The 12,438-nt window shown below is 69.6% G+C and carries 12 protein-coding genes; 4 read left to right on the plus strand and 8 right to left on the minus strand.

From position 1 onward, the window contains the following. Positions 1-252: 252 nt before the first annotated feature. A complete protein-coding gene (locus ABD808_RS38195) occupies positions 253-867 on the minus strand; it encodes a tellurite resistance TerB family protein (protein WP_344908376.1) in 615 nt (204 codons plus the stop codon). Between the two features lie 252 nt (positions 868-1,119). Here ABD808_RS38195 and ABD808_RS38200 point away from each other — a divergent pair, with 252 nt between their 5' ends. Then, the gene (locus ABD808_RS38200; RefSeq protein WP_344908379.1) at positions 1,120-1,728 is read left to right on the plus strand and encodes a lytic polysaccharide monooxygenase auxiliary activity family 9 protein; all 609 of its coding nucleotides are present in this window, start codon (positions 1,120-1,122) and stop codon (positions 1,726-1,728) included. A 229-nt stretch (positions 1,729-1,957) separates the two neighbouring features. Next, entirely contained in the window at positions 1,958-3,502 is a 1,545-nt protein-coding gene (locus ABD808_RS38205; protein WP_344908382.1) for a long-chain-fatty-acid--CoA ligase, read from the plus strand. 18 nt (positions 3,503-3,520) lie between these two features. On the opposite strand, the gene ABD808_RS38210 is transcribed toward ABD808_RS38205, so the two are convergent. Beyond that, positions 3,521-4,363, minus strand: coding sequence for a helix-turn-helix transcriptional regulator (locus tag ABD808_RS38210; protein WP_344908384.1), 843 nt, complete (start codon positions 4,361-4,363; stop codon positions 3,521-3,523). Positions 4,364-4,476: 113 nt separating this feature from the next. Between ABD808_RS38210 and ABD808_RS38215 the strand changes: the two genes are divergently transcribed. Next, positions 4,477-5,202, plus strand: a complete 726-nt coding sequence (locus tag ABD808_RS38215) for an SDR family oxidoreductase (protein WP_344908387.1) — start codon at positions 4,477-4,479, stop codon at positions 5,200-5,202. A gap of 4 nt (positions 5,203-5,206) precedes the next feature. On the opposite strand, the gene ABD808_RS38220 is transcribed toward ABD808_RS38215, so the two are convergent. The 3 genes from ABD808_RS38220 to ABD808_RS38230 all read right to left on the minus strand — a co-directional run bounded on the left by ABD808_RS38220 (position 5,207) and on the right by ABD808_RS38230 (position 8,323). Beyond that, positions 5,207-6,454 carry a cytochrome P450 gene (locus ABD808_RS38220; protein ID WP_344908390.1) on the minus strand — a complete coding sequence of 416 codons (1,248 nt, stop codon included), beginning with the start codon at positions 6,452-6,454 and terminating at the stop codon, positions 5,207-5,209. Positions 6,455-6,594: 140 nt separating this feature from the next. Next, positions 6,595-7,596 carry an ATP-dependent DNA ligase gene (locus tag ABD808_RS38225; protein ID WP_344908392.1) on the minus strand — a complete coding sequence of 334 codons (1,002 nt, stop codon included), beginning with the start codon at positions 7,594-7,596 and terminating at the stop codon, positions 6,595-6,597. A 145-nt stretch (positions 7,597-7,741) separates the two neighbouring features. Further along, entirely contained in the window at positions 7,742-8,323 is a 582-nt protein-coding gene (locus ABD808_RS38230; RefSeq protein ID WP_344908395.1) for a TetR/AcrR family transcriptional regulator, read from the minus strand. A gap of 88 nt (positions 8,324-8,411) precedes the next feature. Between ABD808_RS38230 and ABD808_RS38235 the strand changes: the two genes are divergently transcribed. Beyond that, positions 8,412-8,783: a DUF4267 domain-containing protein gene (locus tag ABD808_RS38235; RefSeq protein ID WP_344908398.1), complete on the plus strand. Its 372-nt coding sequence runs from the start codon at positions 8,412-8,414 to the stop codon at positions 8,781-8,783. A gap of 117 nt (positions 8,784-8,900) precedes the next feature. On the opposite strand, the gene ABD808_RS38240 is transcribed toward ABD808_RS38235, so the two are convergent. The 3 genes from ABD808_RS38240 to ABD808_RS38250 form a co-directional block, all read right to left on the minus strand. Continuing rightward, entirely contained in the window at positions 8,901-10,166 is a 1,266-nt protein-coding gene (locus ABD808_RS38240) for a class I SAM-dependent methyltransferase (protein WP_344908401.1), read from the minus strand. 87 nt (positions 10,167-10,253) lie between these two features. After that, complete coding sequence (locus tag ABD808_RS38245; RefSeq protein ID WP_344908404.1) at positions 10,254-11,621, minus strand: FAD-binding oxidoreductase; 1,368 nt, start codon at positions 11,619-11,621, stop codon at positions 10,254-10,256. 265 nt (positions 11,622-11,886) lie between these two features. Next, on the minus strand, positions 11,887-12,408 hold the full coding sequence (locus tag ABD808_RS38250) for a DUF1707 and DUF4870 domain-containing protein (RefSeq protein WP_344908407.1): 522 nt from the start codon (positions 12,406-12,408) through the stop codon (positions 11,887-11,889). Positions 12,409-12,438 lie beyond the last annotated feature (30 nt).

Raw genomic sequence — 12,438 nt, forward strand, 5'->3', positions numbered from 1 at the left:
GCGGGGTAGCGTCGCTGCTCACTTTTCCGACTCCGGTTCCTTGCTCGCTGCCTGTTTGGAGGCCCTGGCCACCCGTGACATGGGGCCGACCCCTGAGATGAGGCCCGTCCCCTGACATGAAAGGGCCCCTCGCGCAGGAGGGGCCACCACGTCGACGTCAGATCGTCAACGTGGTCGTTCGAGGAGCAGCCTTGCGGACATACCGCAAGACTAGCGCAACCGCAAGCCCTCCCGTAGGTTCGATGCGCCGGTTCAGTGCCCGGATTCCTGCCGGGCCACGGACACGACGCCCGTCACCTGGACGCGGGTGAGCTGGAGGTCGGCGCCCACGACGGACAGGGTCTCCTCCTCCGACGCCGACAGAGGGCCGTCGACGAGGGCGATCTCGGCGGTGGCCCGCAGGATGCTCTCGCGCGCCTCGGGCGCGAGGGTGGGGGCCGCGTGGCCCATCTCGACGCGGATCTGCTCGAACGGGCGGCCGAGGTCGGTGTTCAGCGCGGCGTCGTCGTAGCCGGGCTCGCCGGCCTGCCGGACGACGGTGACGGCGCGTTCGCGGGCCGTCGCGTTGGTGTAGTCGCCCGAGCGCAGGACCTGGGCGATCGCCATCCGCAGGAGCATCGCGGGCATCTGGGCGAGCTGCGCCGTGGTGGGCACCTCAAGGACGCCGGGCAGCCAGCGCCCATGACAGACGTCGCACTCGATGATCTCGCCGCCCCGCTTGGTCAGCGGGATGACCGGGATGAAGAACAGGGTGAAGAAGTTGCGACCCTGCCTGCGGCGGTAGTCGCGGTCGACACCGCAGTCGGGGCAGTGGAAGATTCCCCTGGTCAGGGTGAAGAACACCACCCGCCAGCCGAAGATGATCAAAATGTCGCACCTCTTTCTCCGTGGAACCGATCATCGTAACGGGGGCGGGTGACGAAATGTGCGGGTATCCGGGCAGCGTCCGGGGCGGTCGGACGTGCTCGTCAAAACAGGGGGTTGACGCGGCGGGCGTCCATCCTCCATCCTCAATCTAATAGGAAGGTTTCCTATAAGAATCTTCCGCGCCCGTTCCCGTCCACCAGTGGCTACCGACCTGACGAAGGTCGCCTCCACCCCCCGCCAGGAGGATCGAGTATGCCCGCCAGATTCCGTCCGCCCCGAAAACGGACGCTCGCCTTCGCGGCGGTCGCGTCCGCCGGGCTGACCGTGGCGATCGCCACGCCCGCCCTGTCGCACGGCTACACCACCTCGCCCGTCAGTCGCTCCCTCTTCTGCCAGCGAGGCACGGCGAAGAACTGCGGCGAGATCCAGTGGGAGCCGATGAGTGTCGAGGGCCCGAAGGGGTTCCCGCAGGGCGGTCCCCGAGACGGCACGATCTGCGCAGGCGGGAACGGGCGCTTCTCCCAACTTGACGAGCCGCGCGCGGGCCAGTGGCCCGCGACCGACCTCACCAGCGGCCAGTCCTTCACCTTCACCTGGCGGCACAGCGTGCCCCACGCCACCAGCTCGTGGCGCTACTACATCACCAGGGACGGCTGGGACCCCACGCAGACGCTCACCCGCGCCGCGCTGGACCCGCAGCCGATCCTGGAGGTCAAGGGCAACGGCAAGGAGCCGCCGAGCACCGTCTCCCACCAGGCCACGCTCCCGGCCAGGCACGGCAGGCACCTGATCCTGGCCGTCTGGGACATCGCCGACACCGGCAACGCCTTCTACCAGTGTTCGGACGTGGTGTTCAGTTGACACACCACGTCATCTAGACCATCCCCCGCGGGCCGCGTCGCTCTCCGTCGCCCGCACCTGAGGGACCGGGCGGGACCGCGCTCCTGCCCGGTCCCTCCTTCTATTTCGCGCCATTTCTGGACAGCGCCAAGGATGGCGCAGGTGGAGGCTATGTACCAGGATGTGCGGAACGGGTATGCAACCCATCGGTAACCCGACCGGCCGGTCGCCGTTCCGTGCGAGGAGTGCCATGCTCAACCTGTCCGTTCTGCTGGAGGACGCCGCCCGGGAGACGCCCGACCGGGACGCGGTCGTGTTCGGCGACATCCGGCTCCCGTACTCGTTCGTCGACGCGGTCGCGAACCAGGTCGCGAACCTGCTGCGGTCCCGTGGGATCGGGCAGGGCGACAAGGTGGCTCTGTCCTGCCCCAACCTTCCGTACTTCCCGATGGTGTACTTCGGGGTGCTGAAGGCGGGCGCGGTGGTCGTCCCGCTGAACGTGCTGCTCAAGCCTCGCGAGATCGCCTACCACCTGACCGACTCGGGCGCGCGGGCGCTGTTCTGCTTCGAGGGGACGCCCGAACTGCCGCTCGGCGCGATGGGGTACGCCGCGTTCGAGCAGGCCGAGGCGTGCGAACACTTCGTCCTGCTGCCCGCGAACCCGGCGGCGACCGAGTCCCCGATCGAGGGCGCCGACCTGTTCTGGACGGCCCTCGCCGGGCAGCCCGACACGTTCGAAACAGCACGAACGGAACCGAACGACACGGCCGTCATCATCTACACCAGCGGGACGACCGGGCAGCCCAAGGGCGCCGAGCTGACGCACCACAACCTGCTGCTGAACGCCATGGTCGACGACACCCTCTTCTACCGGACGCTGCACGACACGCTGCTGGTGACGCTGCCGCTGTTCCACATCTTCGGGCAGACGTGCGTGATGAACGTCGGGCTGTTCCGGCGCGGGACGCTGGTCATGCAGGCCAGGTTCGACGCCGAGCAGGCCGTCGCGTTGATGGTCAAGGAGAAGGTGAACATCTTCGCGGGCGTCCCGACGATGTACTGGGGGCTGCTGACGCACGACACGTCCGACGAGGACGTCGCGACGATCCGGGAGAACCTGCGGGTCGCTGTGTCCGGCGGATCGGCGCTGCCGATGGAGGTCCTCAAGGGGATCAGGCAGAAGTTCGGCGCGGACATCCTGGAGGGCTACGGGCTGTCGGAGACGTCGCCGGTCGCCTCGTTCAACCGGCCGGACCGTCCGACGAAGCCCGGGTCGATCGGCCTGCCCGTCTGGGGCGTGGAGATGAAGCTGATCGACGAGGAGGGCAAGGCCGTCGAGGGCGAGGGGCCCGGCGAGATCGCCATCCGCGGGCACAACATCATGAAGGGCTACCACGGGCGTCCCGACGCGACCGCGGACGCGATCACCGACGGCTGGTTCCGCACCGGCGACGTGGCCCGCCGCGACGAGGAGGGCTACTACTTCATCGTGGACCGCGCCAAGGACATGATCATCCGGGGCGGGTTCAACGTGTATCCGCGGGAGCTGGAAGAGATCCTGATGACCCACCCGGACGTGTCGCTGGCGGCGGTCGTGGGCGTCGCGCACCCGTCCCACGGCGAGGAGATCAAGGCGTACGTGATCAGGACGCCCGGCGCCACCGTCACCGAGGACGACCTCGTCGCCTGGGGCCGGGAGCAGTTCGCGAGCTACAAGTACCCGCGGATCGTCGAGTTCCGCGACGAGCTGCCCATGACCGCCACGGGCAAGATCCTCAAACGCGAGCTGCGCTGACGGCCGTCCGAAGGCAGCTCAGCGGGACGCGAGATCCTGGGTGCCGACGACGCGCAGCAACTTCATCGACTCGTGCGACGGCGTCCCGGGCGTCGTCGTGTACAGCACCACGCGCTGATCACGTTCCGGCACGTACAGGACGTCGAAGTGCACTTCCAGCTCTCCGACGACCGGGTGCCTTATGCGCTTGCGGTTGTTGTGCTCGACGCCGACCTCACCCTCGTCCCAGAGCCGGGCGAACAGCGGGTTGCGGGCGGACACCTCGGCGATCAGCTGGGCGAGGCCCCGGTCGTCCGGATAGCGGCCCGAGGCGGTTCGCAGGTTCGCCACCGACTCGCGCGCCAGCCGGCTGATGTAGTCGTCGGTGTCGTACCGTTCGATGGCCGGCCCCAGGAAGAGCCAGCGGACGACGTTGCGGTCGCACGGATCCTTGGCGGCGAAGTCGGTCAGCAGAGCCGCCGCCATGGCGTTCCAGGCGAGGATGTCATAGCGGGCGTTCAACACGTAGGCGGGCGTGTCGTCCAGCCGTTCGAGCAGGTGCAGGATGCCCGCCGGGACGTCATGGGACATCGCGCTCGGCGGCTCCGGGGCCTGACCGGCCAGCTGGTGAAGGTGATCGCTCTCGCGGGAGGTCAGCCGCAGCGCCCGCGCCAGCGCGCGCAGGATCTGCCGGGACGGATGGGGCCCGCGCCCCTGCTCAAGCCGGATGTAGTAGTCCACCGACATCCCCGCGAGCTGCGCGACCTCCTCGCGCCGCAGCCCCGGCGTGCGGCGCCGCGTCCCGGTCGGGAGCCCGACGTCCACGGGCTGGACGCGGGCCCGCCGGGACCGCAGGAACTCCGCCAACTGCTGCCTGTCCATACCGTCCAGGATGTCCGACACAGCGGGGTCATCGTCAACCGCAGGGTGGTACGGCCGATCCCAGGCTCAGGCGGTCTCTCCTCCCACCGGCCGGCGCGAAGCAGGCTGGCGACATGACCTCACAGATCATTCTCATCACCGGAGCCAACAAGGGGCTCGGCTTCGAGACGGCCCGCGTCCTCGGACGGGACGGCGCCACCGTGCTGGTCGGCGCCCGCTCCACCGAACTCGGCGAGAAGGCCGCCGCCACGCTGGGCGGCGAGGGGGCGGACGCGCGTTTCGTCCAGCTCGACGTGACCGACGAGTCCTCGATCACGGCCGCCGCCGAGCTGATCGAGCGTGAGCACGGCCGTCTCGACGTCCTGGTCAACAACGCCGGGATCACCACGACGGGGCTCGACGCGCCGCCGCCCAGCGCGATCGCGGCCGACCTCGTCCGGACCGCGTTCGAGACCAACGTGTTCGGCGTCATCACGGTCACCAACGCGATGCTCCCGCTGCTGCTCCGCTCCCCCGAAGGGCGGATCGTCAACGTCTCCAGCTCCCTCAGCTCGCTGACACAGCTGAGCGACCCGGCGTCCACCCGTCCCAACCTGTTGCCGTACAACACGTCCAAGTCGGCGCTGAACGCGGTGACCGTCGCCTATGCCAGGGAACTGGCCGGCTCGTCGGTCACAGTGAGGGCGGTTTGTCCCGGGTTCTGCGCGACCGACATGAACGGTCACGCCGGGCACCGCTCACCGGACCAGGGCGCGGCGGTGATCGCGAGCGTGGCCCGGCTGGGCGCGGACGGCCCGACCGGCGTGCTCATCGACGAGGACGGCCTCGTCCCCTGGTAACGAGTCAGATCGTGTAGGGGAGGTGCTTGATCCCGTTGATGAAGCTCGACTCCAGGTAGTCGGGCTCGCCGGACGCGCGGATGCCGGGCGTGCGGCGCAGCAGCTCGCGGAACATCAGCGTGATCTCGCGCCTGGCCAGGTGCGCGCCGAGGCAGAAGTGCGGCCCGGGCCCGCCGAACCCGACGTGCGGGTTCGGGTCGCGCAGGATGTCGAACCGCTCCGGGTCGGGGAACACGGACTCGTCGCGGTTCGCCGACCAGTAGAACAGGAGCAGCTTGTCGCCCTCCTTGATCTCGTGCTCGTTGAGCGTGGTGTCGCGGGTGGCGGTGCGGCGCATCCACATGACCGGCGAGACGTACCGGACGATCTCCTCGACGGCGCCGGGGATCCGGGCGTCGAAGTCCGCGGTGAGCAGGGCGCGTTGCTCGGGGTGGCGGGTGAACAGGTCCAGGCCGTGGGCGATGGCGTTGCGGGTGGTCTCGTTGCCCGCGACGACGAGCAGGATGAAGAAGGAGCCGAGTTCCTGGTCGGTCAGCGACTCGCCGTCGACGTTGGCGTTCACCAGGGCGGAGATCAGGTCGTCGCCCGGGTTCCCGCGCCGCTGCCGCCCGAGCTCCTCGACCAGGCCCTTGAGCGTCTCGCCCGCGTTGAGCAGCGCCATCGCGACCTGCTCGGGGTCGTCGGCCGGGAGGTACTCGGCGTCGTTGCCCGCGAGGATGACGTTGGTGGCGTCGAAGACGGTGTCGTAGTGCTCCTCGTCGATGCCCATCATGTCGCAGATGAGTTTCAGCGGGAGTCGGGCGGCGATGTCGGCGACGAAGTCGCCGGTGCCGCGACCGTCCACCACCCTGCCGACGATCTCGGCGGCGACGGACTCGACCTGGGCCTCGAACCGCTCGATCATGCGCTTGGAGAACGCCCGGGACACGATCCGCCTGATCTTGGCGTGCCGGGGGTCGTCCATGCTGATCATCGAGCCGAAGTACTCGTGCAGGTCGCCCGGCATGTCCCAGATGCTGATGGCGCCCTTGCCCGAGCAGAAGTCCTGCGGGCGGCGGGACGCCTCAAGGATGTCGGCGTGCCGGGTCACCGCGTAGTAGCCGGGGCCCTGCGGCACGAAGACGACGTCGGGTTCCTCGTAGCGCACCAGCTGGGGGTGCCAGCGCAGGGCCTTGAAGGCCTCGTGCCGGTAGTCGCGCGGACTCCGCCAGAACTCCCAGTCCGTCAGGTTGATGTCGTCGACCTTGAGCACCTGTCCACCACCTCGCCGCTCACCATTCCGAACCGGTTTACAGGCACCCTCTCAAAGTAAAGCGCCGGGCACGAGCCGATCATCTCCGTGACCCGCGTCACACCATTCTCGGCACGGCCGCTCGCGTGGGGAAACGCCGTTCAGGTGCCGAAAAGCGGGACCTGCGAGGGGAGCAGATCCGGCCGGATGCGGACGAACCTGACCGCGTGCCGCCAGCGTCCCTCCTCGACGGCGGCGTCCGCGCTCATCTCCACGACGGTCTCCGGCTCCGTCCGGACGTAGCGGATCGGCGGATGCGACCCGTAGGGCCCGCCCGCGAACCCGGCGGGCAGCTCGGCGGGCCACGGATGGTCGGCGCCCGCGTGCCGCAGGACGTCGCCGAGCGACGCGCGGGCCTCGGGCGGCAGCGGCGTCGTCCGCGCGACGACGCGCAGGCGCCCGTCGATGTCGTGGCGGCCGAGGATCAGCGACTCGGGGGCCTGCCGGGTGCCGGTGACGCCGCCGACGATCGCCTCGGTGATCGTGCGGCGCTTCACCTTCCGCCAGCGGCGGCGTCCCTCCAGGTAGGGGCCGTCGGCGTCCTTGACGACCAGGCCCTCGACGCCCTGGACGACCAGGGCGTCGAACCAGACTCGCGCCTCGTCGACGTCCGCCGTCTGCGGGGTGATGACGACCGGCGCGGACGGCCCGGCGCCACCGAGCAGGGCCTCCAGGACGGCCCGCCGGTCGCGCAGCGGCCGGGGCCGCAGGTCCTCGCCACCCGTTTCGAGGACGTCGAACACCACGTAGTGGCAGGGCTCGGTGCGCGCGAGTTCGGCGCCGCGGCGCCCGGCGGCATGGCGGCGCTGGAGCGCGCCGAAGTCGAGTCGTCCGTCGGCCCCCCAGCGGACGATCTCGCCGTCGACGACCGTGCCGGGCGCCAGCCGCTCGCGAACGGCCGCCGCGACCTCGGGGAACGCCTCGTCCAGCCGGGTGCCGCGGCGGGACGTCAGGCGGACGGCGCCGTCGTCGTCGACGATCCCGACCGCCCGGAACCCGTCGAACTTCGGCTCGTACCGGCAGCCGCCCGGACACGACCGCGGCGGCGGGATCTCGTCGATGACCGCCGCCAGCATCGGCCGCACCGGGGACCGGATGTGCATGGCCTCGCGTCCCCCCGAACTCGACGGTCGTGACCACCGCCTACCCCCATCGACCCGCGCCGATATCCGGGCAGGACGAATGTTGACCCGGGGTTGGACGCCCTGCGGGTCAGGTCGAGAAGCGGGTCAGATCGAGAAGCGGGGGTCAGGTCGAGAAGCGCCGGATCAGGACGGCGAGCCGCAGGTCGTGCTGCTCGCGGCGGAGGCGGCCGTCGCGCATGAGCGTGAGCAGGCCGTGCAGCCCGCTCCAGAACGTCTCGGTGAGCACGTCCAGGTTGTCCTCGTCCACGACCGGCCGGAGGGCCTCGCGCAGTTCGTCGAACCCGCGCCGCAGGGCGTCCGGCGCGTCGGCACTGGCGAACGGCAGGTCGACGGCCTGGGTGAACATCGCGTCGTAGAGCGCGGGCCTGCGCTCGGCGAAGTCCGCGTAGGCGGCGGCGACGGAGGCGAGGGCCCGAGCCGGATCCTCGGGGGCGGCGGCCTCGGTTCGGGCGCGGCACAGTTCGGCGGCCAGCTCCGCGAACCCCTCGACGGCGACGGCCGCCATGATCGCGTCCTTGCCGCTGAAATGGCTGTAGAGGACGGGCTGGCTGTACTCGATCTCCGCGGCGAGCCGCCGTGTGGTCACCGCGTTCCAGCCCTCGCTCTCGGCCAGCTCCCGCGCGGCCGTGACGATCAGCCGTTCCCGTTCGGCCCGCTCGCGCTCCCGGCGCTTCTGGATCGACATGACCGTGATTCTAGCACCGCTAGCCAAGCTGTCATTGATCTGCTAGCGTCGAACATGTTCCTAGCGCTGCTAGATATTGGAGAAACCGATGCTCACTCCCCTCGCCTACGCTCTCGCGGTCGTCCTCGCCCTGTTCGTCGCCTTCATCGGCGCGCGGTTCCTGCTGTCGCCGCGCCCGGCCGCCGCGGGCTACGGCGTCCCCGCCGACGCGGACGGCGGCACCGCCTACCTGGAGATCAAGGGCCTGCGCGACCTCACCTTCGGACTCCTCGGCCTCGCCCTGATCGCCTTCGCGGACGCCCACGCCGCCGCCTGGTACATGCTCGTCGTCGCCCTCGCGCCGCTCGGCGACACCGTGATCGTCCTGCGGCACGGCGGCAGCAAGGCCGCCGCCTTCGGCATCCACTTCGCCACCGCCGTGATCGTGCTGCTGAGCGCCGCGCTCCTGTTCGCCGTCTGAGTGCGCCGGGACGACCTTCTGAGCCCGCCGGGACGACCCGTGACCGAGCCCGAACGAAGAACGAGCCGACCGGAGGTCCGGTCGGCTCGTCTCGCTGTCGCGGCAGGGGTCAGATCGTCACGAACCCCAGTCGGGACGCAGCGGCATGCCGCTGGCACCACGGTCGCCCAGCTTGACGCCGAGGATCTGGTGCAGCTGGATCCAGTTCTGGTTGAAGCCGAGCACGCAGCCCGCCATGTACACCCGCCACACACGGGCCGTGCCCTCGCCGACCTCGGCGACGGCCTCGTCCCAGTGGTCGTCGAGGTTCTCGCACCAGCCGGTGAGCGTGCGCGCGTAGTGCTCGCGCAGGTTCTCCTGATGGCGGATCTCGAACCCGGCGTCGTTCATCTTCGTCTGGATGTAGCCGGGGCCCTCAAGCTCACCGTCCGGGAACACGTACCGGTTGATGAACCCCTTCTCCTTGAGAGGCGGCACCATGTTGTCCGGACGGGTGATGGTGTGGTTCAGCATCCGCCCGCCCTCCCGCAGCTTCCCGTACAGGAACGAGAAGTAGGACGGCAGGTTCTTCTTCCCGATGTGCTCGGTGAGGCCGATGGAGCTGACCGCGTCGAAACCGGTCTCGGTCACGTCCCGGTAGTCCAGATGCCGGACCTCCGCCAGGTCGGACAGCCCCCGGTCGGCGATCGCCTTCTGCGCCCACTCGGCCTGCTGCTTCGACAGCGTGACGCCGAGCGCCTTGACGCCGTACTCCTTCGCGGCGTGCATCACCATGCCGCCCCAGCCGCAGCCGACGTCCAGCAACCGCATCCCCGGCTTCAGCGCGATCTTCCGCGCCACCAGGTCGTGCTTGTTGAACTGCGCTTCCTCAAGCGTCGCGTCCTCCCGTGGATAACACGCGCACGTGTACGCCATGGAGGGACCGAGCACCCACTCGTAGAAGGTGTTGGACACGTCATAGTGGTGCGAGATGGCCTTCGCGTCACGCCTCTTGGAGTGCCGCAGCCACGACGGGATCCGGCTGAACGGCGCCTCCTGCGGCGGCGGGTCGAGCCGTCGCGACATCGCCGCGCGCAGCAGCGGGTCGCCCACGAGCGCGCCGACGACCCGCGCCTTGTCGCGCGGAGTCACGTCTCCGAGAGCCTGCTGCATCGTCGTCAGCGCGGCGACCATGTCGCCGTGCACGTCGAGCATTCCGCTGACGTAGGCGCGGGCCAGGCCGAGCGCCCCCGGCGAGTGCAGCAGGTACGACACCGCGTACGGCGAACGGACGTCGAGCCGGATGGCGGCGCCGGGCGTCCCTGCCCGCGATCCGTCGTACGACGTGAACTCCACTGGCGTCTCAGCCCCGGCGAGCCGCTCGAAGACACTGGCCAGCGTCATCTTGATACCTCCTGTTTCCTCACCCCGGGCGGGGGCGGCGAACCTCGCCGCCTCCGTCCGGGCACTCCCCCGTGCGGACGTCCGGTCTCAACGTCCGCGCACGCACTTGTCGTAGAGGTCCAGCAGCCGCTCGCCCGGGTCGTAGGCCCCCTTGAGCCGCCGGTAGGTCTCCCCGTCGTAGTTCCGCCAGAACTCTTCCCTGCCGTAAAAAGCGGTCGAGTAGAGGGACTTGTGGCCGTCAAGAGCCGCGACCTCACGCTCGATGAGCCGGTTGTGGTACTCGGGGATCTGCCCGGGAGGGAGCCGGACCGTCCCCCAGAAACCCACGTTCACATACGGGCGGCCCGCCTCCAGCGGGTACAGCGGCCACCGTTCCTTCGCGCGCAGCGGGCACAGCCAGACCGGGCTCATCCCGACCTTCTCGTGGAAGAACTCCAGGAACTCCGGCAGCCGCTCGACGGGCACCTCGATGTCCTGGATGACGTCCTCGCGGGGGCGCAGACCGCGCCACCGTTCCGCGCGCGCGACGAAGTGGTACCGCCGGTCGTAGGAGACGAGCTTGCGGTACACGTCCGAACGCTTGTACTTGTCGGGCCACAGTCGCCGGACGGTCGGGTTCTGTACGCCGAACGCGCCCGAGCACCAGAACCAGTCGGTGTCCCAGCGCCACAGGTAGTCGCGGATCGTCAGGAAGTCGACCGACCGTTCCCTGATCGACCGGTAGTAGATCTTCTGTCCCGTGTAGTCGGACGTGTACGGCGCCGAGTCGGCGAAGAAGCCGAGCGTGACGTACTGCTCGTCGGGGGCGAAGTACGTGCCGTCCATGAAGTCGACGGTCTCGTCCTCGAACGTTCCCGACGTGGTGATCTCACCCATCACCCGGGACAGCTCGGCCGCGTCGCGGAACCGCAGGTGACGCAGCCGGACGTAGGGCCGGACCGGCCTCAGCTCGATCTTCAGCCGCAGCGTGTAGCCGAGCGTCCCGTAGGAGTTGGGGAAGCCGAAGAACAGGTCGGCGTGCTCGTTGTCCCTTGTCGCGGTGACGATCTGACCGCCGCCGGTGAGGACCTCCATCTCCAGCACGGCCTCGTGCGGGAGCCCGTCCCGGAACGACGTCGACTCGATGCCGAGGCCCGTCACCGCCCCGCCCAGCGTGATCGTCTTCAGCTGCGGGACGACCGTCGGCATCAGCCCGTGCGGCAGCGTCGCGTCGACCAGCGCCTCGTAGGTCGTCATCCCCTGGACCTGCGCGGTCCGCTCCTCCGGGTCGACGCTCAGGACCCGGTCGAAGGCGGAGACGTCCAGCCCCGGCGCCGCCGAGGGGTCGCGCCACCGGAACAGGTTGGAGGTCCGCTTGGCCAGCCGAACCGGCGTCCCCGCCGGGATCGCCTCATAGGACCCCCTGAGCGCCTCCACCGCCTGCTCGTGGCCGCGTCCGATCGCAAGCTCCGTCATCTACCCCTCCCCGCACACAGTTAAGCGATCATCCCATGGACGGTCCAGATGACTCGGACGTTAGGGGGGTCACAGGAACGAAAGGGAATAAAGCCACAGGCACACATCGGTGTCGTTTCATCTCCAGGAGGCGACGGAACCGCAACAGGACGGCCCCGTCATCCTGTCCCCAGAGCCCCGTGCCGACAAACCAATATCAGCCGACACGGACGTCCGCCGCACACCGCCCGCACACACCACGCCACCCCGCGACCCCCGGCTGGGACTACTTCACCAGCCGCAGTATCCATGGGTAGCGGAACGTCCGGCCCGCCAGGGCGTAGACCGCCGCGATGACCGCCAGGACCCACGCCACCGCGTACACCACGCCGCCCAGCCCGAGCGTGACGATCGTGACCAGCAGCAGCGTCACCTGGAAGTTCAACGCCTCCGCCGCCTGCCGCCGGACGTACTCCGACCGTTTTCCGCTCAGCAGCATCAACACCAGCGGCCCGACGAACAGCGTCGGGACGCCCACGGCGTGCGCCGCCGCCCCGAGCATGCGGTCCTCGCCCGTGGGCGCCTCCCCGCCCAGCGCCTCCCCGACCGGCGCGGCCACCGGAACCAGGTCGCGCGTGACGCCGCCCAGGTCGCTCCGCGTCTTGGACGTCATCGCCAGATGCGTCCGCATATCGAACTCGTCGTGGTCGAGCCGCCCCTCGGCGTACGCTTCCTGGAGGCGCTCGATGACCGCTTCGCGTTCGGCGTCCGAGACCCGGAGATCCCCCACCGCGTAGCTGCTGTCCATACTCTCCATGGTCAGCGCCGCCGCCGCGCC

The sequence above is a fragment of the Actinomadura meridiana genome, assembly GCF_039537545.1.
In the GTDB taxonomy this organism is placed as follows: domain Bacteria; phylum Actinomycetota; class Actinomycetes; order Streptosporangiales; family Streptosporangiaceae; genus Spirillospora; species Spirillospora meridiana.